Here is a 24149-nt window from a genome sequence, read left to right on the forward strand (position 1 = left end):
TGACAATTGTCGCCTCGCGGCGGATACCCGGCTGGTCATGACCAAAACGCACACCAGTACTATGTCCGGCCTGAAGAAGCTGCTTATCGTCGCCCATGACCTTGTCATGACCGGCCTTGCGGTAACGCTTGCCTTCGTTATGCGCTTTGAGGGCGCACAGCTCGATACACGGCTTGAGGCCTTACCCGTTATTCTGCCAGGTTTTGTTGCCTACGCGGGCATTGTGTACTGGGTTTTTGCGCTTTACAAATCGCGGTGGCGTTTTGCATCGCTGCCTGATTTGGCCAACATTTTACGCTCAGTCACCGTGCTTGCGTTGTCGCTGATGGTGGCGGACTATGTGCTGGCTTCCAGTACGTTTTATGGATTTTTCTTCTTCGGGAAGATCACAATCATCCTCTACTGGATGCTGCAGCTCTTCCTTTTGGGCGGTCCTCGTTTAGCCTATCGCTATCTAAAGTATGCTCAATCTCGTCAGTCACTTGCGCGTGAAGGCGCTGTGCCAGCGCTCATTCTGGGGCGCGCGTCAGATGCTGAAATGCTGCTGCGAGCGATTGAATCCGGCGCTCTTAAGAAAATTCAGGCTAAAGGTATTCTGACACCGCGCACGTCCGATCTTGGACAGTCGATTCGCGGTGTGCCGGTTGTGGGGCTGTTTTCGGATCTTGAGCAAGCAGTCGCTGAATTTGGCGAACGCGGCTACAATATCCGCCGCCTTGTGCTTGCCCCCAGCGCTTTGGGGCAAGAGGCGGAAAGCGAGCATATCCTCGCGCGCGCCCGCAAACTTGGTCTACCGCTATCGCGGCTACAGGGCCTCGATGTTGGTAAAGGTGAGCTGACAGGCGGTATCGCTTCACTCGCGCCCGTTGAAATTGAAGATCTGTTGCTGCGCCCAACTGTCGAGATCGACCATGATCGACTGGCACGCTTTATTCGCGGCAAGCGCGTTGCCGTGACGGGCGGCGGTGGCTCTATCGGCAGTGAGATCTGCATGAGAGCTGCGGCTTTCGGCGCTTCTGACATCATGGTAATCGAAAATTCAGAGCCAGCTCTGCATCAGATTACCGAAGAATTACATGCGCTTGACAATGGCCCCGCCGTGCATGGTGCAATTGCTGATGTGCGAGACCGTGCGCGCCTTCATCGCGTGCTGGCCGCTTACAAACCGTATGTAGTTTTCCACGCTGCTGCACTCAAGCACGTTCCCTATCTGGAGCAGGATTGGGCTGAGGGTGTGCGCACGAACGTATTTGGATCGGTGAACGCTGCAGATGCATCGCTTGCGGCAGGTGCCCGTGCATTTGTCATGATCTCCACAGACAAGGCCATTGAGCCGGTGTCTATGCTTGGCGCAACCAAGCGCTTCGCAGAAATGTACTCCCAGACGCTGGATTTCGAGACAGTCGGCCTACCAGATGCTCAGCGTTTAATTGCTGTGCGCTTTGGCAATGTGCTTGGCTCAAATGGCTCAGTTGTGCCCAAATTCAAGGCGCAGATTGCTCGTGGTGGCCCTGTTACAGTGACGCACAAAGACATGGTGCGCTACTTTATGACTGTTCGGGAAGCGTGCAATCTTGTTCTGACAGCAGCCTCCCACGCTGACGATGATATGCGTGCGCCTGAAGCATCAGACAAGCCATCGGTGTACGTGCTGAAAATGGGGCAACCTGTACGCATTCACGATATGGCAGAGCGTATGATCCGCCTGGCCGGTTTTGAGCCTAACGTGGATATTGATATTAACGTTACGGGTGTTCGCCCCGGTGAGCGGTTGCACGAAATTCTTTTCGCACACGACGAGACCATTACCGAGACAGGCATTGACGGCGTAATGGCAGCCAAGGCTATTTTTGCCAGCCGCACGCAGTTGAACACGTGGCTATCGCAGCTTGAGGACGCAGTTGTTCGGTATGACAGGGCCGCAGCTGAAGCGGTACTGGATGCAGCTATTCCCGATTTTGCCCGCCGGCAACCAGCAGTGCCCCCAAACGTCGAAGCCCCTCCTGAGACGAGACGCTCGGCTTAAACCCTGCTTCATGTAACCGCACGCATTTAACAACAAGCGGACTATTAAGTCGCTCTAGCATATCGGCACGTCCGATTGGCGAAAGCGCTGCCCGTAGCAAGGGAAGCGGAAGCGAGATCAAACCTGCACGTTGCCCCAGCCCCTCGCGCAATGCAGTGACCATTTCAGCTACGTTAACCGGATTAGGGTCGGCCACAATAAATGGCCCTGACAATGGCTTACCCGAGGTATTGTTGTTGGCCAACAGGTATTGCACAGCCTCTGCCACAAGTTCCACTGACACCAGCGAGCGGCGTGCCTGCAACGCACCAAATGGGAGCAGAATCGGTAAGCGAGCAAGGCGGATCAAACCGCCCATATTACCCCGCACCGTTTCACCATAGACGAGAACAGGGCGAACCGATGCTGCGAATAGATCGTCTATCTCAGCTAATCCCCGCTCTGCTGCCAATTTGGAGCGGCCGTAATCATCTGTTGGATGTGGTTCGTCGCTTTCAGTCAGAACCGATGAGGAGGACGGCCCTGTTTGGGCACGTATGGATGACATAAAGATAAACCGGCCAACCCGTCCTCGTGCTGCATGCGCAAGATGAAGGGTCGCAGCGTGATTAACCTGCTTATAGCGCTCGGTCGCGATGCCCGGGCCTGCGTGAGCAATACCTGCAGCATGGATGACTGCATCAACACCCGCTAACGCTTGCCGCCAGTCAGGGCTGCCGCCAATATCTCCAATGAAAGCACGCTCTACATTTGGTGCAAGCGGCTTATCATCACGCACGGCCGCGCGAACAATGTGGCCCTGCCCCACCAAGGCTGCCGTTAGATGGCGACCAATAAAGCCGGTAGCGCCAGTCAGCAAAATGCGCATGGTGGCTTCCTTTAATTTTTTACACGAGAAAAGCAGCGCAGCACGATAGCAACAAGCACAGCGCCAATCGCAACATATGCGGTTTGCCAGAGAGCGTTATCAACGGCAAGGCTCAACGCTGCCAGTAAAGCCAAGGCAATGTTGAGTGCGGCAACCAGCTTCACGACTCCAAGCACAGTCCAGCCATTATCTGTTGCGCGTTGATAGAAATGACTGCGATGCGCTTGCCATACTTTTTCATGACGCGCCAGACGCCTGAAAAGCGTCAGCGTTGCATCGGCTAAATAGTAGAGTGGCAGCAAAAGGGCCGCAGCCAGGCCACCTTCGCCAGCAAGCCGATAAAGCAAAAAGCCTACAATCAGGCCAATCGGTAAAGAACCGACATCCCCTAAAAACAATCGCGCTACCGGACGGTTAAATGGCGCAAAACCAAGCAACCCACCTAACAGGGCTGCGGCAATCAAACCGCTTGTGGGATCAAGCCAGCCGATGACAGCAAACAACGCCAATGCCGCCGAGAGAGGCGCCATTTCAGCAACTGTCATCCAGTCAAGCCCATCCATGAAGTTGACGAGGTTAACGAACCATATTCCAGCCAGGCAAATCAGCAGCCATTCAACAAGTGGCGGCAGAAGTGGGAACATTGGCCCTACGCCCGCAGAGGAGACCACTGTTGCAACAGCAATAGCTTGAAACAAAAGCCGCAGCGCTGGTGGTAGCGGTCTAATATCGTCGATAGCGCCGACTAAACCCAGTCCTATCATGCTGATTGTCAAGACAGTGAAGCGCAGCATATCTGCTGAAAGGCCACTAAAACTAAGCCCTGCGCCAGCGCACACTAAAGCAGCAAGCACAACAGCAATGCCGCCGCCTTGAGGTGTCGGAATTGTATGGCTGGAGCGCGCATTAGGTCGCGCTAACGCATAGCGTTGCAGCAAAGGCTTCAACGCTACAATCAAGGCGGCAGATACAGCAGTAGCCGCCAGTAAAACAATTAAAATTGCAAACACGTTCACGCCTCGTGATAACCGCGATACCATGCCACGAAGCGACGAATACCTTCATCCAGCGATGTGGCTGGTGAGAAACCCGTGGCGCTCGCAAGATCTGTAATATCTGCCGCTGTTTCGAGCACATCGCCCGGGGGCAGTGGTACTTCCTTGCGAAGAGCGGCGCGGCCAACTTCCTTCTCAATTAACCCAATCAAATGATTCAACTCTTCTGGCCGGTTGTTGCCTATGTTGTAGACGCGATGAGGGGCAGAAGATGTTGCAGGATCAGGGCTAAGGGCATCCCATGTGAGGTTTGGCGTTGCGGGATGGTCCAACACCTGCATAACGCCTTCAACCACGTCATCAATATACGTAAAGTCGCGCCATACGCGCCCGCTGTTTGCAACAGTGATCGGAGTGCCGCGGGCTATCGCATCAGTGAAAATGTATACGGCCATATCAGGCCGGCCCCATGGGCCATAGACGGTAAAGAACCGCAGCCCAGTTGCCGGCAGGCCATAGAGATGCGCGTAGGAGTGGGCCATCAACTCGTTGGTCTTTTTGGTAGCTGCATAAAGACTGACAGGATGATCGACATTATCATGCTCACTAAACGGTACCTTACGGTTTGCCCCGTAGACGGAACTAGATGATGCATAAACAAGATGGTCGATTTTGCCGTGACGGCATGCTTCGAGCACATTGAGAAAAGCGACGACATTAGTCGCAATATAAGGTTGCGGCTCGATCATCGACTGACGAACGCCTGGCTGCGCAGCCAGATGTACGACACGCTTTGGGCCGACTTCCGCAAATACCTCAGCTGTGGCGTGCGCATCCGACAGATCAATTCGTCTGAAGGTAAAGCCTGGGTGGGCCATAAGCAGCGCCAACCGCGCCTCTTTCAAAGCCGGGTCGTAATAAGGTGTGAGGTTATCAATGCCAACAACCATCTCTCCTCTTTCGAGCAGACGGCTTGCAACATGAAATCCCACAAACCCCGCAACACCAGTTACGAGAACAGGTGGGGTGGTTTGTGGCAGGGGCGTTTGCACAGAAGAAGCATTCGACAAGATGATATCCGCTCAGGTCTCGGTAAGGCATTCGGACAATAAAGCAAATTTCTGCGAATGGGAGCCTCAAAGAACGTTTTCACACGGCCATCTGTCCGTGATTCAAGCTTTGCAGGGAACATTTTGACCAAACGGGCGTTTTCCAGTCACCTCATCAAAAAGGAGATACGTCATGGGGACTACACAAAACACGTGGGATCAGGTTCAGGGCAACTGGAAGCAGCTTACCGGAAAAGTAAAAGAAAAGTGGGGTAAGCTGACTGATGATGACATGAAGGTGATTGAGGGCAAGCGTGACCAACTCTCCGGAAAACTACAGGAACGTTATGGCTATGCAAAAGAGCAGGCTGAACGTGAAATCGACGAATGGACCTCGCGTCAGTAAGGTTAATTGCATTAAGGCTTCTTTAACCCTGCAAATCAGCTTTCTAAATAGCAAGGGTTAAGCCACGATGCGCGTTGGAAACGCAAATCAACGTTAGCCCTTATAGCGGCTGGCGTTGATTTTATAATAAATTTTGTGAGGACCTGAATATGGCTGATAAGACCGAGAACGCCCTCAATAATGAAATTGAAACCCTGCGTCAGGATATCAAGGGGCTGACAGATTCTGTGGCAGACCTCGTGCGTCGACAGACGGAAAATGCTCGCGCAAACGTCAAGGGCTTGACCGACAATGTCGCTAGCGCTGTTTCCTCTACGGCTCATACTGTAAGCGAGGCAGGACAGCGGTTGGCCTCGGATGCGCAGGAAAGCATGCGTACGGCCACCTCCAAAGTCGAAAGCTGCATTGAAGATCATCCCATGCAATCAGTCTTGATTGCGGCTGGGATAGGATTTGTTCTCGGTTTGATGAGCCGTAGAGGATGATTGCTCTTCTACGCACCCTGCTTGGTGCACAGGTATTCGCAACCCAAATCACACGCGTAAAGGAGGAGGCACGCCGTACTTGCGCGCGCGTGCTTACTCTTTTAATCGCAACGCTTTTGGCGGTAGTTGCTGTTGGGTTCTTTACCGCAGCAGGCTATATATCGCTTGTGCGGATGTATGGTCCAGTCACAGCTTTGTTAATCGTTGGCGGTGCCTATTTGGCATTTGCTGTGATTGTATGGGGTATCAACGCCCTCGCCTCACGTTCAAGCAGCGAGGAACAGCTGAAAACCCCTGCGGTCAGCACACCAGATCTGGCTGTTGTAACGCAAAATATGATGCAAAGCGTTGGCGAAGCAGTGCGTCAAATTAATCCTGAAGAAATTGCCGCTAAAAGCGGCCGCACGCTCATGCGCAATGTAGGACCACTACCCTTGGCGGGAATCGCCATTGTTGCCGGATATATCCTTGCCCGCCGTATCGATAAAGGATAGCGCCCGACAATGCGTGCACGGATCAAGGGCCATTGGCATTCTATCAGATATAGAACGCCAATGGCTCTTATCTTTTTAGCCAGCCGCAACCAGTGAGGTTGGACGCTGCGCCTGAAAGCCAAAAAATAATGCCTGACTGATAACTGCCCGTACAGCATCAACGCTGAAAGGTTTTGTAATCAAAAATGTTGGCTCAGGACGCTCGCCTGTCAGCAATCGCTCAGGATAAGCGGTAATGAAAATGACAGGTACTTCGAACTGAGCTAAAATATCGTTTACAGCATCAAGCCCCGAACTGCCGTCAGCCAGTTGAATATCGGCCAGCACCAAGCCTGGCCTATGGTTTTTAACGCTTTCAAGAGCTTCTGCATGAGTGCGGGCCAAGCCAACCACCCTATGCCCCAAGCCTTCAACCAGCGCTTCGATATCCATGGCGATGATCGGCTCATCCTCTATAATAAGAACATCTGATGCAATCTGATCTGATATTTCATGGCCTGCACGCACAATAAGGGCTGCAACGTCACTTTGCGATAAATCAAGTATCTGACCTATCTCGTCCCGTGTAAGGCCTTCAATAACTTCCAGCAGAAAAGCCGCACGGGGCTGCATATCGAGTGAAGAGAGGTTGCGCTGCACGTTCCGTTCCGCCATGCCAAGCAACCCTCCCTCATGGGAGGTATTTTCAGCCACATTGGTCGGTACGCGCCGCCATATATCAAATAAAACCTTATATAAGGCAACGCGGGGAGGCATATTGGGTTTCAGTAGATCAGGATTGGCCACAATAGCTTCAAGTGCTGCAACAGCATACGCATCGCCAGATTGCTGACTTCCCGTCAACGCACGCGCCAAACGACGCAGATAAGGCAAATGCGGTGCAACAAGTTGGGAAAGTGACATTGATACAACCCCTTCAAACCTGAAATGTGATCAGTTTCCGCGTCAGTACAACATTACTCATTGTATGACGATTAAATGAGGACAACGCTTCTATACGCATCGTATCCACGATGATAACTTCTTAGCTCCTTGAAACAAATGATATTTTCTACGATAATAATGCCAAGAGGGCAAACCATGTCTTACGCTTAACCTTCTATCAGGGAAAAAGTTCCATATTTTATGGAACCGCATCACCATTCATACGTTGTGGAAATAAGTTCACACTGAAATTGATTAACGGGTGTGGTAGTTCATGTTATGGCGAACCAAAAGGGCGATTTCTAAATCCCAGGCATAGCGTTCTTAACAATCGGGATGCCTCGAAATAGAAAATCTCTCTATAATTCGCTGAGATATGAGCAACAACGCTACTGATGTGAATGAAATTTGCCTTCCGGAGACACAGGCGCAATCCGGAGATTTTAGGCTGGAGGCCGCTATGAAGGATACCGGACGTTCTGGAGACCGGCAGCGGTTGGGAAGTGAGTCCCAAGTAGATGAGGATTCAAACAGAGAAGGTGCGCCTGCTTTAGAAATTACACATCCCAAAAGCGATGAAAAATCTGGAAGTGCTGTGAAACAAGATGGCGCTGCAGAGCGTGCCCCTGATAAATCATCGGAAACTGCGGCGCCAGAAGCTGTTGCTCATAAAAGCTCCGCTTCTCGGCCAGATAAATCCTTAGCAAGGTCAGCTACCAGCATGACAACAGATGAACAACAGCTTACACGCAACGAGCCCAAACCAACAACTGCTGCTGACTTGCCCCTTGCTACGGGCCTGCAAAGCCGCATCGGAGCCCAGTTGCAATCTCTCTATAATGACCTGCTAACGGAAGAGACACCGGATCGCTTCCTGAAATTGCTGGAAGAGCTCGATCGGAAATCACCGCCGCGTTGACTGCCATGCGCAGGCACGATCAATGAGGTTGGGGATGGATGAAGCGTTAATAGTAGACAAGAGACAACGTCCTGCACGCTCAGTGATACTTCACTCAGCTGCGCAGGAGGCTGTTGACTCTGAACCAGAAACGAATAGCCGGGGGCTGCGCAGTCAGATCATCATTGCCTTAGGCATGGTGCTTATTCCGGCAGCGTTGGCTGCATGTTTCTGGGCCTTTGTGCAGAACCAACGACTTTATGATATTAAAATCAGCACGGCTGAAAGAGCTGCTGATCGTGTTGCCGGGGAAATTAGTTCGCTGCTGCGAGATAATACCATCACTGCTGCAACGCAATTCTCCCCTAATGATAAAACAATCTCAGATCCATCCCATTGCAAAAACCAAATGACTAATTTTTTGCGGGAGCGGCGGGAATATAGTTTTTCCGCTCTTTTCGTGAATCAAGCCATGGTTTGCTTTGCTGACACTACAGGTCTGTTCAATAACGATGAAGCTGCGATTGCCGAGATTGCTAAAATTCGCGATCAGCTGCGCAAGCAACAATCATATGGCATTAATCCAGCAGTCGTGCGCTCGGAAGATGGTCACCATCTTTTGCTCGGCACCAAGGTAATATCGAACGAAGCCGCAGCTAAACCTTCCGAGGTATTTCTCGTCTCCGCCTTGCGCACGTCTGTATTATCCTACAACCTTATTGCATCGCGTTTGGGCATTGATCGTGGCACCGCGGTTATTACTGCACAAGGCGATGTTATTGTGCAGTCAACATCATCGTCCCTCACTGACAACTGGTTTCCTGCGCATGCCACAGCAATTACCGATGCGTTATCGCGTGAAATTCCTATTACAAGCTTGGCAACGCTATCTCAATCTGGAGAACCATTTCATTATTTTATAGCTCCAACGGTCAACCCCGATCTGTTTGTGCTGACAGGGTATCCTGATGCCTCGTTGTTTGCTTTAGAGCGATCCATTCTGTGGAGTTCATTGCTGCCCCCTCTCCTCATGCTTATCGTGGCGGGAATTGGAGCGCTTTGGGCAACAGAGAGACTTGTTGTGCGTTGGATCCGATATTTGCAACGCGTAACCCGTCTATACGGCAGCGGCCGTCTTTCTGTGCGTGCAGTACACATTCGCGATGCACCACGCGAGATTGCTGAACTTGGCGATGCCTTTAATGATATGGCGACCAACATTGCCGAGCAAACCTATCAGCGCGAAAGAGCCGCCCAGGAAAAGGAAACGGTTCTGCGGGAGCTGCATCATCGCGTAAAGAATAACTTTCAAGTAATTGTAAGTCTCCTCAGTCTACATAAGCGCGCTGAGGAAACCAGCCATAGCAACAAGGTGGAGGCACAAACAGATATCAATGGTCTGCGTTTTATCGAAGACCATGTTCAAGCAATGTCGGTTGCCTATCGTGTTGGTTATAGTTCGGGCGATCTGGGCGAGGCGCCACTGGCAGAGTTGATGCATGATGTAATAGACAGTCTCATTCGCACGTCACATGTATCTGAGAATGATGTCCTTGAAGTGCCACCGGCCGCTGGATATTTTGTCGACCTTGATCGTGCTATTGGCATTGCGCTTTATATTGCTGCAGTACTTCCAGCCTATCTTGATACAATTCGCCGTGCTCCACCGAATATGCTCCGTCCCAAGGTGCTCGTTAGTGCAAAGGTTACCGCTGCTGCAGGAGAGGACAATTCAGAAGCGCAAACAAAGACCCCAATCGGATATCTGCAGTTGACGTTTGCAACGCTCCCCCTGCAATCTGTAACACCTTCAGCTCTTCAGGAGCGGCTTGCACGCGCATATGTTCGTCAGCTCAACGCAAAAACGGTTCTGAGTGAAGAAACAGGAGAAAATACGATTATTATTCCATTAGAAAATACCACTGGAGCGTTTTTCCGTCTTTAAACATGCATTTCGTTGCGGTTAATAAATATATTTAACAACAAATATCTGCAAGAAACGTATCCTATTCGATCTTCCATTTTAGTTCATGATGGCTTCAACTCATGCAGGATACAGAACGATGTTATTTCTAATAACACCTCATTGTATGGAGGATTATTATTATCTGGCTGCATGAAGTTACGATCAGTCTGAACCAAAAAGGGAACTTTTTTCTGTCTTATGCGTTTAAAGCCTGACTCTAACGGCTAAGCATAAGGCTATATGGCTAAAAGCACCTCAAACACCCGGTGCTCATAAGAAGTGTCACGGTGACATTCAGCTGCCCAGCCATAGCATTGCAGCTGAAATAATAGCCTCAGACACCCCGTTCTACCGTGCGCATAACGTTAGCACATGGTAGAAATAACGAACGGCAAAAACTCCGACGCTATGCGCCCGGGAGGGGGAAATAAAAATGCCGCAGATAGAACTGGCCAAAGAAAACGATGTATCACCCGCGAAGGCAGATGTTAATGCGCCTAGCGAACGTGTCAGACAGGACCTCGTTAAGGCCATTCCCAGTTTGCGTGCATTTGCAATCTCGCTATGCGGAAATGCAGACCGCGCTGATGATCTGGTACAAGAGACGCTTATTCGCGCGTGGGCTAAACTGACATCGTTTACCGAAGGCACCAATATGGTGGCTTGGCTTTATACCATTTTGCGAAATGTCTTTTATTCAGAATACCGTAAACGTCGGCGGGAGGTGGAGGATGTTGATGGGCGCATCGCTTCACAACAAGCACAGCCCCCTTCCCAGCTTGGCCACATGAACATGCAGGATTTTCGCGGTGCTCTCATGAAGCTGCCTGATGATCAGCGCGAAGCACTGGTCCTGGTTGGCGGCGCAGGACTTTCCTATGAGGAAGCAGCCGAGATGTGCGGCTGCGCGCTTGGCACTATCAAAAGTCGCGTAAATAGGGCCAGACGCAGATTGGCTCAACTATTGGCGATTGATCACGCCAATGACATCGGCCCGGATCCTGAGTGGCAAGGGGTAATGGAGCACACAGCGAGCACGGGTGGAAGTCGCTAAGATCTTACAGCCGAGCAAAAGGTTCATTATTAGAGTAAATTCCAGGCTTTTAATGCAATTAACACGCCAGCCAGCAAACACAGACATAAAATCGTAGCATGGAAATACCCGCCTCCTAAAGAAAGTTGCCAATTTCTAAAATGAACAGCATTTATGCAACTTTCATGATATTCAGGGATTGTTAAATCGACATGCAGAGTATGGGTTTCCTAGGGAGGTAGTCCTATGCGTATCATTCTCTTGATGGCCGCCATAACGACGGTACTAGCAGCTTGTCAAAGCACTCAGGAATCCATGTATAGCGCCGAGCGCGTTTGTACAAGCGCCGGCCTGAGACCTGGAACGCGGGCGTTCGATAATTGCGCGAATGCAGCTTATGCAGAGAATCGCCGCCAGTCTGATCAGGCAGCGACTGCCGTCGCAGTGGGTACTGCCGTTGGCGTTGTAGGAGGCGCCGTCGTTGGGGCAAGCGCTGCACGTTCCAATGACAATTACTATTATTATGGTCGCCGTGGCGGCTACTATTACCATCCTCGTTGCAACCGTTGGGGATGCTGGTAAGCTATAGCCTTCTTGCTTCCAGGCCGCATAAAAGGGGCATAAGCCTCATTAAAGCCTGTCGCCCCAATCAGCGCGACGGGCTTTTTTATAGGCCTCACCATCTCGTCGACTGAACGTGCGCTCAACTGCGCTGCCATCACTCTGGCAGATCTTGAGCTGTACGCGTCCCCCGCTACCCCGTGGCAGAGCCAAAATACGTGAGCTTTCAGCTTCGCCTTCACAGCTGCCAGAATCCGCATCCCACTCTGCGATAACTGAGGTGCGCGCAGCGGCAATGAAAATATACTTTTCATCCTCCCACGGCACTTCCCCACCCTTTGCAAGGCGGTGAATCCTTGATCGCGACACACGCCGGGAGAAATGGCACCAGTCTGGCGCAGTGATGGGGCATGTAGCAGCGTGCATACATGGAGCGAGAATATGAGCTCCAGCCTTTATCAGTTGCTCTCGAACTGCAAGAATACGTGCATGACCAGCAGGCGTTCCCGGTTCGATAATAAAAAGCACACCAGAAGTCAGCGCCCATAGACGCTCAATCAATGCAGGGCGTTTGTCAGGCGATATCTCATCAAGCACATAGCCCATTGTAACCAGATCACGCTGGGACAGGGGGCTGTCTTTCTGTGGCAAGTCAATGAGGATATCACCTGATTTCCAGCTCACCTCTCGCGCCAGCGGCGCAGAGAGCCGCTCTCCCCATTGGCGAATAGCGGCGCTTCCCTCAATCATTAAGGCTTCATTGCATGATGGCCATTGATCGACCGCAGCCCAGAGTGCCGTACCTGGTCCTGCACCAACATCAAGCATCGTGGTGGGGGAAAAGCCTGGTATCTCATGCGCCGTCATTGATAGTGCTGAACGGATTGCTGCATAGGTTGCCGGGAGGCGCGTTGCGAGATAGGCAAGCGCCGCCTGATCATCAGCAAGATGATAGCGCCCATCGCGCACCTCAGCTCTATAACGCGCAGACAGAGCAGCTGCCGCACGGGCAATATCCTGCACAGGTTTACCGTTGAGTGCGGCATCAACTGCTTGTTTCAAAAGATTAGGGAGTTCCATACAAAGCCCATTGCTGCAAGATTGCGGCCGGAGAATGATCCCTAACTCATATTGTGCTGGAATTCACGATATATCAACTGCTCTCAAATAATGAGGAATGGGGTTAGCTTATAATAATTATGGCCATTGTCAGAAAATTATTCAGCTGCCTCTCGCATCGACGAGAGTAAAGTAGGTGCCATACGCATTAGCTGCGCTGCTATCGCGACAAGATCTTGTGCCAGCCGCACAAAATTTGCTGTAGGTTCGAGTGAAAATTCATTCATATAAAGTGCGCGACTGATTTCAATCTGAATCGCATGGCGTCCGTTTGCGGGCTGGCCATAATGTTCAGTGATGTAGCCGCCCGCATAAGGACGATTACGGGCAACACGGTAGTCTCGCGCCTGAAAAGCCTGCTCCAGAAAACCTGTAATAGCAGGAGAGCAACTCCTGCCAAAGCGATCTCCTAATACAATATCGGGAGGTAGCGATTGCCCGGGTTTGGCGCTGGGTGTGGGCATTGAGTGGCAATCAATCAGCAATACAGCGCCAAACTTTGCAGCAGCAAGATCCAGCCTGTTCTGTAATGCACAATGGTAAGGCTTATGAAGCGCTTCAATGCGCCCAAGGCCTTCCTCTAACGTAATACGGCCTGGATAGATATCCTGCCCCTCTCCCACTACACGCGGAATAGTGCCAAGCCCCCCCGCCACTCGCACTGATCGAGCATTGGCATAGGATGGTAGCTTGCTATTGAAAAGCCTCGGATCGAGCTCGTAAGGTTCGCGATTGAGATCCAGATATGCCCGCGGGAAATGCGCTACCATCAATGGCGCGCCAAGTTGCACAACGCCCGCATATAATTTGTCGACATGCGCATCTTCTGAACGTCTGAGTGCGAGAGAACCAAGCCGGGAGCTATTGAGAAAATCTTGAGAGTACAGATTCCCCGCATGAGGAGCGTTAAATATCACTGGAGCCTTGTGCTCAGCAGGCTCATGAATGCTAAAGGAAGGTGTAATGTTCTGTGCAGGGTGCTGTATATCCATTCAGATTTCTTGCCACTGCTTGCTAATAGCGCCTCGGTTAAGGAGAATCGCTTGCCACCCATCATGGTTCATAATCATAAGGCAGGCCCTCATGGGCCCAATTCTCCGATGCTCATTTGTCACATACTGACGTTTTCGGGCATTTATGTCCACGAGAAAGGCTATAAAGAAGCGTTTTGCCATGTTTGCGCCCTCGCCTTCACGTCATATTTACGATCACAGCCGCTTGATAGGTAAAGAGCGAGCGGGCTATTTGCCTGATCGGATAGTTTGCCACAACGATTGCATGACACGCCATGAACAAGATTCTCCTCGCTGAAGATGATAACGATATGCGCCGTTTCCTCGTTAAAGCTCTGCAAAATGCAGGCTACGATGTAGCGTCGTACGACAACGGACTTTCCGCATATAACCGCTTGCGGGAAGAGCCTTTTGAGCTCCTGCTCACTGATATAGTAATGCCCGAAATGGATGGCATCGAACTCGCGCGACGCGCCACCGAGCTCGATCCGGATATTAAGGTGATGTTTATTACCGGATTTGCAGCTGTAGCTTTGAATCCTGATTCCCAGGCCCCACGAGATGCAAAAGTGCTATCCAAGCCCTTCCATCTGCGTGAGCTCGTCGGTGAGGTTGAAAAATTGCTTGTTGCGTAATTATCATTATAAATCTGATAGTTATGAAAACGATTTATGCTTATCATGCGAGATGTCCACATGTTAGTGGGATTTTGCGTGCCTGGTCGCTTGCAAGAACGGCATAGCCGGGCTATAGCGCATGTCAATGGACGTGGCGTTGATTTCCGCCGCCACTACTGGTAACCGGCCTAACTATCCGGAAGCCCATACAGGTTGTTAATAAGTAAGGTTTTTCACTTGCTTAATGATGACAAACCAGTATGAAGCCATACAGCTTTCGTTCGTCGCATTAATTTGCACGGACATCGGGCGCGTAGCTCAGCGGGAGAGCACTACGTTGACATCGTAGGGGTCACAGGTTCGATCCCTGTCGCGCCCACCATTTTCGGAAGTAATTAAAGGCACTTAGGGAAACCTGAGTGCCTTTTTACGTAGTGCTCCTTGGTTCAATGAACCAGTTAGATGGCGCATAGCAAGCCGCATGATTTAAACGGCCCATCCTAGACGTCATGATCGGAAGCGTCCTTATTGATGATGGCTAAAGGACGCGTGGATTGCCACTAATATCCTAGTGATACCTGCCCCACTGTAACGAGCAAAGATTATTGTCGACATCTTGTCATCTGCACACAACTGCGCAGCGAAATAATGAGAATGAATCGTTATAAATCAAATATTTATTAGAATATATTACATTTTTTGTCAGGTTTATATAAAATACAATTTTATTACGTATATAAAACAAACAGCTAAGAACAAGTTATATTATTATATTTTTTTGGAACGATCTTCTGATGAGGTGATTATTAGAATAACGCGCCACATACAACGGATGCTGGCGCGGAATGGGTTGTTTTTACTCCACTCATCTCCGACTTTTCGAGACTCTCGAATCTGGAGGCACTCCATGCCGAAGCAGACAACAGAAAGTGAAGACCCTGGTAAGAATAGTTCAACAGGGCAGGAAACAGAGCGCAATAAAGATGCTTCAGAGACAAATGATGCATTTTCAATCTTACACTCTGAGCACAACAAAATAAAATCTCTTCTTGATAGCGCAAAAAATAAATCAAATAAGACCCCTAACGATCAAGTCAAAGAAGCTGTATTATGCTGGATTAAACATTCTAGATTAGAAGAAGATATTTTAATCTCGGCATTAACAGAAAACTCAGCTTTAGAAAATGATCTGCAAGATACTGAGATCAAAAGAGATCTAGCCAAAATTCTAGCTTCAAACTTAATGATTGAGCTAGAGCAGGGAAATCTTGATCCAGCAAAATTTCGAGTTTTTGACAGTCTCATTCGCCAGCTGTTTGAAGCTGAAGCGGAGCCTGTAACCGGACTTTTCGCACGAGTAAAGGCGCTTGCGGTTAAAGAATTGCCGGCGCAACTATCGGAGCGAAAACAAGAACTGGCTAATTTCGAGGAAATAGAGCCGGTTCTGAAATGTTTGTCACTCGACGAACTTTCTAATCCTTACAATCAAGAGGAAACAAAGATGTCTCAACAACCTTATCAACGTGAGCGCGATTCCCAAGGACGATTTGTAAGTGAAAATGATCGGCGTTCTGATTATCGCTCGCATCGCAGGGATGATGACGAACGTCGTTCATATCGGGACGATTACAATGATGATCGTCGGTCTGAACAACGTCATAGTCGCGGTCATGATGATGATAGACGCCACGATCGCGGCCAAGGTGGCTGGTTTGGCGACCCTGAAGGCCACTCCGAAGCATCACGTCGCGGATGGGACGAGCGGCGTAGCTCTAATCGCGATTATGACGATAACATGCGTGGTAGTCGCTCCTATAGCCGCTCACGTGACGATGATGATCGTCGTTATAGCAGCCGCGACGATGACTACAGGCGCAGTGATCGTGGTCAAAGCGGCTGGTATGGTGACCCTCAGGGCCACTCAGAAGCGGCACGACGCGGATGGGATGAACGGCGCGCTTCGGATCGTGATTATGATGATAACATGCGCGGGGAACGCTCCTATGGGCGCTCGCGCGATGATGACGAACGCCGTTATAGCAGCCGCGATGACGACGACAGGCGAAATGATCGTGGCCAAGGCGGATGGTTTGGTGATCCTCAAGGGCATGCAGCAGCAGCTCGCCGGGGATGGCAGCACCGCGATGACCACTAATCACATTTGATCAATATGCATGACGGCATCAGATTGATGTCGTCATGCATAATTATATTTTATCATTAGGGCTTAATTAGAAATATAAATACTCTCATAAAATGAGATTTTATAGAATATTTAAGGCTTCTTCAATATGGATTAGATTTCCTAAGTGAGGGGGAATGTATAATTTCAATATTATATATTAGGGCTTATAAGAATGCATAAAATTAATCTCAGCGTCATATATCGCAACATGGGAAATATGATTGCGCCTGCGCGCTTCGTTGCTTTTGCGACGATTCTCATCTCATTATGTTCAATAATGATTCCAATCTGGGGTTGGGGAATTGGTTTTATGGTCGGCTTTGACTGTGCAGCCGTTGTCTTTCTGATGACATGCTGGTCCTTGCTCGACAATAAGCCAGCCGAGATGCGATATGCCGCCAAGCTCAACGATGCCAATCGATTAGGTTTATTAGCGATAACGGGCATGGTCATGCTTGTGCTTCTTGCCACTGTCGCGAGTGAATTAAGGCAAAAAGAGGCACCTCATAATCCAACTATTATTCTTATTATTGTGACTCTTACCCTCTCCTGGATATTCAGTAATATCATTTATGCCTTGCATTACGCACACCTCTTTTACACTTCTGGTGAGCAAAAAGAAGATCGAGGGGGCTTGAGATTTCCAGGCACAGAAGAGCCTGATTATCGTGATTTCATTTATTTTGCATTCTGCTTGGGGATGACCTTTCAGACCTCTGACGTAGAGATCACTGATCGACATTTTCGCATTGTTGTTACTATGCAATGTTTGGCTGCGTTCGTTTTCAATTTAGGTATAATAGCCTTTACAATTAATGTCTTAGGAGAATAACTTTGAAAAGCCCTACCTCTGAAAAGTAGGTAATTTCTACTTCACAAAATGAGCAAGTAAATAATTAACACGTTCTAAAATATGCATTACATTAAATAAATAGAAATATTACACTATTAACACTCAAGCTATCTCACGGAAACCTGTTTCCAGGGTAGCATCCGATGAATAAGACTGAAATGGAATACGTTGAGCGTACACCATAAAATCCTGGGTCGACATTGGTTGAGCAAATAAGAAGCCTTGCACTTCATCGCAGCTCTCCTCACGCAGGATAGCAAGCTGTTCTGCTGTTTCAACACCCTCAGCTACCACTCCAAAACCCAATTGATGCCCTAGGTCGATTATCGTACGTAGTATCGCTCTATCACTTTGATTGCTCGCGAGATTGCGAATGAAACCACGATCTATCTTCAAGCGATCAGCTCGCAACTGCTTAAGAAAATGCAGTGAGGAGTAGCCGACACCAAAATCATCAATCGAAACCGTAACCCCAAGCTCCCGAATCCGCGCCAAATCGAGCCGAACACGTTCCATATCCTGCATAATCGAACTCTCTGTTAATTCGATATCCAGGTAAATCGGATCAAGACCTGTTTCCTGCAATACGCGCGAAATTAGGTCAGGAATTTTACGCATAGCAAACTGCTTGGAAGACAGGTTAACGCTAATTCGCACATTCAATCCGGCATTATGCCAATGACGAGCCGCTCGGCAGGCTTCTGAAAGAACCCATTCGTCAATAGCGACGATCAGTCCGCTCATTTCCGCATACGGCAAAAACTCGCCCGGTGAGACAATGGAACCATCAGTACGCCGCCACCGTACCAACGCCTCTACGCCTGACAATTGCCCAGAGATAAGATCGACCTGCGGCTGAAACTGCAGGAAGAACTGCTGGGTAGTAAGTGCATTACGCAAATCGATATCCAGGGATGCTATACGGCGTGCATCTGCAAGAATATCTTCATGGAAGAATGCCACAGCTCCTTCATTACTGTTACGGACATGATTAACCCCTAACCCCGCATGATGTGAGAGCACGTCATACTCCAGGCCATGCTGCGGATAGCAAGCAATGCCAATTGTTACCTCAAGGCTAATGTGATGTCCGGCGATCAGGCAAGGTGCGCATAGCTGCGCCTGTATTTGTCGTGCCAGCACTTCAATATCAGGTGAAACACCAATGCAGCATTGAAGAACGGCAAAACTATCGGCCCCAAACCGCCCCACTATATGATCACTGCCTAGTATATTTCGTAACCGATTAGCGCATACTTCGAGCAGTTTCTGGCTAACACCTGGATTGAATGCATTATTAACAACATCAAAGCTGTCTATCCGCACAATATGCAGCGCCATCGTATCATGCAGACCGCTGGCCAATCGCCGTTTTACATCCTCCGCAAAATAAGCTTGGCTAGGGAAATTGGTTAATTTGTCGACTTCATATAAGCTAGGTTCACGGTCCTGATGGATCTTCTTGCTGCTGCGGCGGCGACATAAGGCTAGCAACTTGCGCAAGCGGAATAGCCATTCATCATGTCCGCGCTCCCGCGCGAAAACTTCCATAGCACCTGCTTCAAGCGCTCTTAGCGACGAAGAATGATCGCGTTTTTCACTAATCACGATCACAGGCATATTGGCAGAAGGCGCAAGACGTTTCAAATCATGCAATGTTTCAATCGTTGTATCATCGATAACGCCGCTATTGATGATAACGATTATCGGTTCATCATTCAGGCGTGGAAGTTTGGAAGATTCTTCCTCATCAAACGCTTCATCCCCAAATGCAAATCGCGCCCACTGCATTAAACAGTCGCGCGATCCAAAACTCTCTACAACAACATCACCGCCCCGTACGGCTACAGGTATAGCTACTGGTGAATGGCCTGTCTCCTGTCGCTCAAGGACTGCAATCGTTGCCATGGTTGCTTCTCGACTAATTACGCAATAATCTAAGCACTAGGCAAGAATAACTCACTTTTGCCTTAAAATAAACATCAAATTAACAGGCGATTAACATTGTTACAGCACGGTAACATTCGATAATAAATCGTTACAAAGAAGTTAGAGAGTGATTATTATTCAAAAATTACGGAAGATAATTAAAATCGATAAGATTAGAGCAAGAAAAAGACTTTTAGATCACTCATATTAAAAATATATTTTTTTCCGCGACATCATCAGAATTGAATTTCTCATTTTACACGTGCCATCGCATAGGCTCTGTGGTGTTCTTTTACTGCACCAGATTCGAATTCTTGGAATAAATATCCCTGCTACATCAATCAGATAACAAGAACCTGAGGATATAGTGCTCGTATTGGCACAAATGATGGGAGCTTATGCAGACTATGATGCCACGCTCCATGATGACAAGCGCTTATGGAAATATGCAAGGTCGATATGGAATGCCGACCTTGCCATAAATTTGAAGGTGTCCAGGCATTAAATCAGGGCACCATCATTTGATTTTACCCCGATGCCACCCCTTATCAAATGCGGTTAGGCAAGGCGTCCATGGCAATGCTTGAATTTGCGCCCCGATCCACAAGGGCACAGATCATTGCGCCCCACCCTTCCCCATGTCGCGGGATCGGCGGGATCTATAGCTGCATCGCGTAATGCATATCCACCATCAGCATAATCAGCACCAGCTTCTGCCATCGCGAGTTGTGGCGCATCACGCTGCTCTTCCTGCGGGGGCTTGAGCATGATCTCAACCCTTGTCACCTGGCGCGTTACCTGCTCGCGTAATTGGTCAATCAACCCATTGAAAAGCTGGAAAGCCTCAGCCTTATACTCATTCAAGGGATCGCGTTGCGCGAGGCCACGCCAGCCCACCACTTGCCGGAGGTGATCAAGCGTAACAAGATGCTCACGCCATAGATGGTCAAGTGATTGTAGCAACACCTGCTTTTCAACATATGTCGATAGCTCAGGCGTGTTGCGCTCTACGCGTTCTGCATAAGCCGCATCCGCAGCTGTACGGATGCGCTCGCGGACTTCATCATCCGCAATGCCTTCTTCCTTAAGCCACTCAACGATTGGTAGATCGAGGTTAAGCAACTGGCGCGCATCTTCAGCCAGCCCTTCGCCATTCCATTGTTCTGGATAGGCATCAGCAGGAATATTGCGTGCTACGATATCGTCGATAACGCCGTGGCGCATGTCGTCGATTTCTTCCCTCACTGACTCGCGAGCCATGAAATCGCGCCGCTGTTCGAAGACCACCTTGCGTTGGTCATTCATTACGTTGTCGTACTTGAGAATGTTTTTGCGAATGTCGAAGTTGCGAGCCTCAACCTTGCCTTGCGCTTTCTCAATCGCTTTATTAATCCAGGAATGAACGATAGCCTCATCTTCTTTGAGGCCCAAGCGCGTCAGCATGCTATCCATTCGGCCCGAGCCAAAGATGCGCATGAGGTCGTCTTGTAGCGACAAATAGAACTTTGAGCGCCCTGGATCGCCTTGACGGCCAGAACGGCCACGTAGCTGGTTGTCGATGCGGCGGCTTTCGTGCCGCTCTGTACCAATGACGTACAGCCCACCCGCTTCTATAGCGCGCTGCTTGAATGCGGCCACTTCATTGCGGATTTCCTGCTCGCGCTGGGCGCGCTCTGCATCGATAACGCCATCTTCGGGCAATGGGGAGAGATCATGCGCGATGCGCATTTCAGCATTACCGCCCAGCTGAATATCGGTACCACGACCAGCCATATTCGTTGCAATAGTAATCGCACCCGGCACACCTGCCTGGGCAACAATAAATGCTTCTTGCTCATGGAAGCGCGCATTCAGAACGGCGAAATGCTTACTGGCCTTGCCCGCACGGGCAGCCTCGAATACGGGCCGCAATGCATCAGGAGCTGCGAAATCAACTTGTTTGAAGCCATTCTGTGCCAGATAGGCGCCAAGCTCTTCAGACTTTTCGATTGATGTCGTACCAACCAGAATCGGCTGCCCATTGGCTGAGGCCTCTTCAATTTCACGCGCAATCGCCTTGAGTTTCTCTTTTTCCGTCCTATAGACCTCGTCATCTTCATCCAGACGACGCACTGGCAGATTTGTCGGTACTTCTACAACATCAAGACGATAGATATCTGCAAACTCGTCTGCTTCCGTTGCAGCCGTTCCGGTCATTCCGGCGAGCTTGTCATAAAGGCGGAAATAGTTCTGAAACGTAATTGAAGCCAATGTCTGGTTTTCAGGCTGAACCTGAACATGCTCCTTGGCTTCCAACGCCTGATGTAGGCCTTCCGAATAACGGCGGCCCTGCATCATGCGGCCCGTGAATTCATCAATGATAACGACTTCGTTGTTACGAACGATGTAATCTTTATCGCGCTGAAACAGCGTATGCGCCCGCAATGCCTGATTGACATGATGCACCAGCGATGCATTGGCAGCATCGTAAAGTGCTGCCCCCTCTTTCAGCAGTCCCGCCTCCGTAAGGATTTCCTCAATTCGCTCATTGCCTTCTTCGGTCAGCGAAACGGCGCGTTGCTTCTCGTCGAGATCGTAATGCTCGCGCCCAAGCTTGGGAATAAGCACGTTGATGGTGTTGTAAAGATCAGAGCGATCATCCAACGGACCGGAGATAATCAGCGGCGTACGTGCTTCATCGATCAGAATCGAATCAACTTCATCGACGATGCCGAAATTATGGCCGCGCTGCACCATCTGCGAGAGATCGTACTTCATGTTATCGCGGAGATAATCAAAGCCATATTCGTTATTGGTGCCGTAGGTGACATCTGCAGCATAGGCTTCGCGACGCTGGTCATCGTCAAGACCGTTCGTGATCACACCTACTGTCAGGCCCAGGAAGCGATAGATTCGGCCCATAGTGCCCGCATCGCGGCTGGCGAGATAATCATTAACGGTAACGACGTGCACACCTTTGGATGAGAGTGCATTGAGGTACACCGGCAGCGTACCGACGAGGGTTTTGCCTTCACCCGTCCGCATTTCGGCGATGGAGCCTTCATTCAGCACCATGCCGCCGATCAGCTGCACATCAAAATGCCGCTGGCCAAGAACGCGTTTGGCCGCTTCCCTTACCGTAGCAAATGCTGGCACGAGAAGATCATCCAAAGAAGCGCCATTCGCAATTTGCTGGCGAAACTCCACTGTACGCATCCGCAAGGCTTCATCGGACAGAGCAGAAACTTCCGGTTCAAGCGCATTGATAGCCGCCACTCGCGCTCGATAAGATTTCAAGCGTCGCTCGTTGGCCGAACCAAAAAGTTTTTTCGCAATGCCGCCTAACATGGAAAGCCTTCCAGAAAAGAGAATAGTGCGTACCGAAGCACACAGCCCCACACAATTTAACCGGCAACGTTTAACCGGGATGAACGTGATGGTCTAGGGCACTTCAAGTATCCTTACAGCCTTAACCATCAAAACGAAAATCAGGGCGCACGGATGATACAAGTGCGAAATGGGCGTATACGACGCCGCTGTCAACCATTAGTGCCCTACATTCCTGGCAAAAGTCCCATCCCGCCCACCTTCGCAGTGGAACAAACCGTTAGCGTCGGTGGTGCATGCATCATGAGAGACTTAACCATATGCATGAGGATGTGAGTTCAGTTTTTGGGTGTGCATGAATTTATACATACGATTCTCCTTGCCATTAGGCGCGGGTTGCGCCACTCATTCAATACTTTCGCGTCTTTAGATGGGCTGCGAATCCTATCTGCTGCCTGGCAGCATCAGGCCTCGTCACTTTCTGGAATGCATTATGACTGCGCGCCGTTATCCTTTTTCTGCCCTTCTGGCCCTCTCAGCCGTCTCGCTCATTGCGCTATCGCACGGCGTTGGCGCTCAGCAACCTGCAACGCCCGCAACCCCAATTGCAGCCCCGGAGGCTGCAGCTGAAGATAAAGTGCTAGCGCGCGTTAATGGCGTAGCAATCACTGAGCGTGATCTGGCTCTTGCATCTGAAGAGCTGAATGATCGCTTGCCTGCCATGTCTGATGCGCAGCGGCGTGATTATCTCGTCGGCTACCTGATTGATATTCGCCTTGGCGCTGGTGCAGCCGAAGCAGCCAAGCTGAACGATTCGCCTGCCTTCGCCCAACGTCTCGCATATGCCCGTGACAAGGTGCTGGTAGATGAGTATCTCGCCAAGGTTGCACTGGATGCTGCCACTGAAGAGGCTGGCCGCAAGCTTTACGATGAAACTGTCAAGAACCTGCCGCCAGAAGAAGAGGTTCGCGCGCGCCATATTCTGGTGCCCGATGAGGCTGCAGCAAAGGCCATCGTCGCCCGTCTGAAGCGCGGGGAAGATTTTGCAGCTTTGGCAGGAGAGCTCTCCAAGGACCCAGGCTCTGCTAAAGAAGGTGGTGATCTCGGTTTCTTCACCCGTGACCGCATGGTGCCGGAATTTGCTGAGGTTGCCTTCAAGCTTGAACCAGGAAATGTATCTGATCCTGTGAAAAGCCAGTTTGGTTGGCATATCATCAAGGTGGAAGACAAGCGCAAGAAGCCTGTTCCAACCTATGATGAAGTCAAGGATCAGATTAAAACCTTCATCGTTCAGAAGGCCCAGCAAGATGCTGTTCTAGCGCTGCGCGAGAAAGCCAAGATCGAGCGCCTCGACAAGCCTGCTGCTGATAAAGCCGATGACGACAAGGCAGCTAACGACGAGACCAAGAAGTAACAGTTCAT

At 50.0% G+C, this 24149-nt stretch carries 20 protein-coding genes and 1 tRNA gene; 13 read left to right on the top strand and 8 right to left on the bottom strand.

Annotation, left to right across the window (positions count from 1 at the left end; genetic code table 11):
* Positions 1 to 37 precede the first annotated feature (37 nt).
* Complete coding sequence (locus VRZ32_RS02765) at positions 38 to 2026, top strand: SDR family NAD(P)-dependent oxidoreductase (RefSeq protein WP_414523954.1); 1989 nt, start codon at positions 38 to 40, stop codon at positions 2024 to 2026.
* On the opposite strand, the gene VRZ32_RS02770 is transcribed toward VRZ32_RS02765, so the two are convergent.
* Genes VRZ32_RS02770 through VRZ32_RS02780 form a run of 3 tightly spaced genes read right to left on the bottom strand, consistent with a single transcriptional unit; the run spans position 1947 to position 4959 of the window.
* Positions 1947 to 2894, bottom strand: a complete 948-nt coding sequence (locus VRZ32_RS02770) for an NAD-dependent epimerase/dehydratase family protein (RefSeq protein WP_414523956.1) — start codon at positions 2892 to 2894, stop codon at positions 1947 to 1949. The two genes, VRZ32_RS02765 and VRZ32_RS02770, sit on opposite strands and share 80 nt — an antisense overlap.
* 11 nt (positions 2895 to 2905) lie before the next feature.
* On the bottom strand, positions 2906 to 3934 hold the full coding sequence (locus VRZ32_RS02775) for an MraY family glycosyltransferase (protein ID WP_414523958.1): 1029 nt from the start codon (positions 3932 to 3934) through the stop codon (positions 2906 to 2908).
* Positions 3907 to 4959: an NAD-dependent epimerase gene (locus tag VRZ32_RS02780; protein ID WP_414523959.1), complete on the bottom strand. Its 1053-nt coding sequence runs from the start codon at positions 4957 to 4959 to the stop codon at positions 3907 to 3909. Before VRZ32_RS02780 ends, VRZ32_RS02775 begins: the two co-directional genes overlap by 28 nt.
* A gap of 172 nt (positions 4960 to 5131) precedes the next feature.
* On the opposite strand from VRZ32_RS02780, the gene VRZ32_RS02785 reads away from it, so the two are divergent.
* The 3 genes from VRZ32_RS02785 to VRZ32_RS02795 all read left to right on the top strand — a co-directional run bounded on the left by VRZ32_RS02785 (position 5132) and on the right by VRZ32_RS02795 (position 6323).
* Positions 5132 to 5344 carry a CsbD family protein gene (locus VRZ32_RS02785; RefSeq protein WP_414523961.1) on the top strand — a complete coding sequence of 71 codons (213 nt, stop codon included), beginning with the start codon at positions 5132 to 5134 and terminating at the stop codon, positions 5342 to 5344.
* 149 nt (positions 5345 to 5493) lie between these two features.
* Positions 5494 to 5829 (top strand): DUF883 family protein, encoded by a 336-nt coding sequence (locus VRZ32_RS02790; RefSeq protein WP_414523962.1) that lies wholly within the window; start codon positions 5494 to 5496, stop codon positions 5827 to 5829.
* Entirely contained in the window at positions 5826 to 6323 is a 498-nt protein-coding gene (locus tag VRZ32_RS02795; protein WP_414523964.1) for a hypothetical protein, read from the top strand. Before VRZ32_RS02790 ends, VRZ32_RS02795 begins: the two co-directional genes overlap by 4 nt.
* A 75-nt stretch (positions 6324 to 6398) precedes the next feature.
* Here the strand turns inward: VRZ32_RS02795 and VRZ32_RS02800 are convergent, their stop codons facing one another.
* On the bottom strand, positions 6399 to 7226 hold the full coding sequence (locus tag VRZ32_RS02800) for a response regulator (RefSeq protein WP_414523965.1): 828 nt from the start codon (positions 7224 to 7226) through the stop codon (positions 6399 to 6401).
* A 481-nt stretch (positions 7227 to 7707) separates the two neighbouring features.
* On the opposite strand from VRZ32_RS02800, the gene VRZ32_RS02805 reads away from it, so the two are divergent.
* The 4 genes from VRZ32_RS02805 (at position 7708) to VRZ32_RS02820 (ending at position 11726) form a co-directional block, all read left to right on the top strand.
* A complete protein-coding gene (locus tag VRZ32_RS02805; RefSeq protein WP_414523967.1) occupies positions 7708 to 8166 on the top strand; it encodes a NepR family anti-sigma factor in 459 nt (152 codons plus the stop codon).
* A 34-nt stretch (positions 8167 to 8200) separates the two neighbouring features.
* Positions 8201 to 10090, top strand: coding sequence for a histidine kinase dimerization/phosphoacceptor domain -containing protein (locus tag VRZ32_RS02810; protein ID WP_414523969.1), 1890 nt, complete (start codon positions 8201 to 8203; stop codon positions 10088 to 10090).
* Between the two features lie 454 nt (positions 10091 to 10544).
* On the top strand, positions 10545 to 11165 hold the full coding sequence (locus VRZ32_RS02815) for a sigma-70 family RNA polymerase sigma factor (RefSeq protein ID WP_414523971.1): 621 nt from the start codon (positions 10545 to 10547) through the stop codon (positions 11163 to 11165).
* Positions 11166 to 11390: 225 nt separating this feature from the next.
* Positions 11391 to 11726 carry a hypothetical protein gene (locus VRZ32_RS02820; RefSeq protein WP_414523973.1) on the top strand — a complete coding sequence of 112 codons (336 nt, stop codon included), beginning with the start codon at positions 11391 to 11393 and terminating at the stop codon, positions 11724 to 11726.
* A gap of 48 nt (positions 11727 to 11774) precedes the next feature.
* Here VRZ32_RS02820 and VRZ32_RS02825 read toward each other — a convergent pair whose 3' ends face one another.
* A complete protein-coding gene (locus tag VRZ32_RS02825) occupies positions 11775 to 12785 on the bottom strand; it encodes a small ribosomal subunit Rsm22 family protein (RefSeq protein WP_414523975.1) in 1011 nt (336 codons plus the stop codon).
* Between the two features lie 137 nt (positions 12786 to 12922).
* A complete protein-coding gene (locus VRZ32_RS02830; protein ID WP_414523977.1) occupies positions 12923 to 13816 on the bottom strand; it encodes an N-formylglutamate amidohydrolase in 894 nt (297 codons plus the stop codon).
* Between the two features lie 296 nt (positions 13817 to 14112).
* Between VRZ32_RS02830 and cpdR the strand changes: the two genes are divergently transcribed.
* From cpdR to VRZ32_RS02850, 4 genes are all read left to right on the top strand, one after another.
* Positions 14113 to 14472: a cell cycle two-component system response regulator CpdR gene (cpdR, locus tag VRZ32_RS02835; protein WP_166955752.1), complete on the top strand. Its 360-nt coding sequence runs from the start codon at positions 14113 to 14115 to the stop codon at positions 14470 to 14472.
* A gap of 289 nt (positions 14473 to 14761) precedes the next feature.
* Positions 14762 to 14836, top strand: a tRNA-Val gene (locus VRZ32_RS02840).
* A gap of 525 nt (positions 14837 to 15361) precedes the next feature.
* Entirely contained in the window at positions 15362 to 16609 is a 1248-nt protein-coding gene (locus tag VRZ32_RS02845) for a hypothetical protein (protein ID WP_414523979.1), read from the top strand.
* 202 nt (positions 16610 to 16811) lie between these two features.
* Positions 16812 to 17471 carry a DUF1345 domain-containing protein gene (locus VRZ32_RS02850; RefSeq protein ID WP_414523981.1) on the top strand — a complete coding sequence of 220 codons (660 nt, stop codon included), beginning with the start codon at positions 16812 to 16814 and terminating at the stop codon, positions 17469 to 17471.
* Positions 17472 to 17594: 123 nt separating this feature from the next.
* On the opposite strand, the gene VRZ32_RS02855 is transcribed toward VRZ32_RS02850, so the two are convergent.
* Positions 17595 to 19400, bottom strand: coding sequence for a putative bifunctional diguanylate cyclase/phosphodiesterase (locus VRZ32_RS02855; RefSeq protein ID WP_414523983.1), 1806 nt, complete (start codon positions 19398 to 19400; stop codon positions 17595 to 17597).
* Positions 19401 to 19979: 579 nt separating this feature from the next.
* On the bottom strand, positions 19980 to 22748 hold the full coding sequence (gene secA / locus VRZ32_RS02860; RefSeq protein WP_414523985.1) for a preprotein translocase subunit SecA: 2769 nt from the start codon (positions 22746 to 22748) through the stop codon (positions 19980 to 19982).
* A 472-nt stretch (positions 22749 to 23220) separates the two neighbouring features.
* On the opposite strand from secA, the gene VRZ32_RS02865 reads away from it, so the two are divergent.
* Positions 23221 to 24141: a peptidylprolyl isomerase gene (locus tag VRZ32_RS02865; protein WP_414523987.1), complete on the top strand. Its 921-nt coding sequence runs from the start codon at positions 23221 to 23223 to the stop codon at positions 24139 to 24141.
* Positions 24142 to 24149 lie beyond the last annotated feature (8 nt).

This window comes from Pseudochelatococcus sp. G4_1912 (assembly GCF_047501465.1).
In the GTDB taxonomy this organism is placed as follows: domain Bacteria; phylum Pseudomonadota; class Alphaproteobacteria; order Rhizobiales; family Beijerinckiaceae; genus Pseudochelatococcus.

What these genes read in the sequence shown, in the direction of transcription:
- VRZ32_RS02830 (WP_414523977.1), bottom strand. Translation starts at nt 13,816, where the DNA reads ATGGATATACAGCACCCTGCACAGAACATTACACCTTCCTTTAGCATT.
- secA (WP_414523985.1), bottom strand. Translation starts at nt 22,748, where the DNA reads ATGTTAGGCGGCATTGCGAAAAAACTTTTTGGTTCGGCCAACGAGCGA.
- VRZ32_RS02770 (WP_414523956.1), bottom strand. Translation starts at nt 2,894, where the DNA reads ATGCGCATTTTGCTGACTGGCGCTACCGGCTTTATTGGTCGCCATCTA.
- VRZ32_RS02805 (WP_414523967.1), top strand. Translation starts at nt 7,708, where the DNA reads ATGAAGGATACCGGACGTTCTGGAGACCGGCAGCGGTTGGGAAGTGAG.
- VRZ32_RS02765 (WP_414523954.1), top strand. Translation starts at nt 38, where the DNA reads ATGACCAAAACGCACACCAGTACTATGTCCGGCCTGAAGAAGCTGCTT.
- VRZ32_RS02785 (WP_414523961.1), top strand. Translation starts at nt 5,132, where the DNA reads ATGGGGACTACACAAAACACGTGGGATCAGGTTCAGGGCAACTGGAAG.
- VRZ32_RS02800 (WP_414523965.1), bottom strand. Translation starts at nt 7,226, where the DNA reads ATGTCACTTTCCCAACTTGTTGCACCGCATTTGCCTTATCTGCGTCGT.
- VRZ32_RS02855 (WP_414523983.1), bottom strand. Translation starts at nt 19,400, where the DNA reads ATGGCAACGATTGCAGTCCTTGAGCGACAGGAGACAGGCCATTCACCA.
- VRZ32_RS02820 (WP_414523973.1), top strand. Translation starts at nt 11,391, where the DNA reads ATGCGTATCATTCTCTTGATGGCCGCCATAACGACGGTACTAGCAGCT.
- VRZ32_RS02825 (WP_414523975.1), bottom strand. Translation starts at nt 12,785, where the DNA reads ATGGAACTCCCTAATCTTTTGAAACAAGCAGTTGATGCCGCACTCAAC.
- VRZ32_RS02815 (WP_414523971.1), top strand. Translation starts at nt 10,545, where the DNA reads ATGCCGCAGATAGAACTGGCCAAAGAAAACGATGTATCACCCGCGAAG.
- VRZ32_RS02850 (WP_414523981.1), top strand. Translation starts at nt 16,812, where the DNA reads ATGCATAAAATTAATCTCAGCGTCATATATCGCAACATGGGAAATATG.
- VRZ32_RS02775 (WP_414523958.1), bottom strand. Translation starts at nt 3,934, where the DNA reads ATGGTATCGCGGTTATCACGAGGCGTGAACGTGTTTGCAATTTTAATT.
- cpdR (WP_166955752.1), top strand. Translation starts at nt 14,113, where the DNA reads ATGAACAAGATTCTCCTCGCTGAAGATGATAACGATATGCGCCGTTTC.
- VRZ32_RS02795 (WP_414523964.1), top strand. Translation starts at nt 5,826, where the DNA reads ATGATTGCTCTTCTACGCACCCTGCTTGGTGCACAGGTATTCGCAACC.
- VRZ32_RS02845 (WP_414523979.1), top strand. Translation starts at nt 15,362, where the DNA reads ATGCCGAAGCAGACAACAGAAAGTGAAGACCCTGGTAAGAATAGTTCA.
- VRZ32_RS02810 (WP_414523969.1), top strand. Translation starts at nt 8,201, where the DNA reads ATGGATGAAGCGTTAATAGTAGACAAGAGACAACGTCCTGCACGCTCA.
- VRZ32_RS02790 (WP_414523962.1), top strand. Translation starts at nt 5,494, where the DNA reads ATGGCTGATAAGACCGAGAACGCCCTCAATAATGAAATTGAAACCCTG.
- VRZ32_RS02865 (WP_414523987.1), top strand. Translation starts at nt 23,221, where the DNA reads ATGACTGCGCGCCGTTATCCTTTTTCTGCCCTTCTGGCCCTCTCAGCC.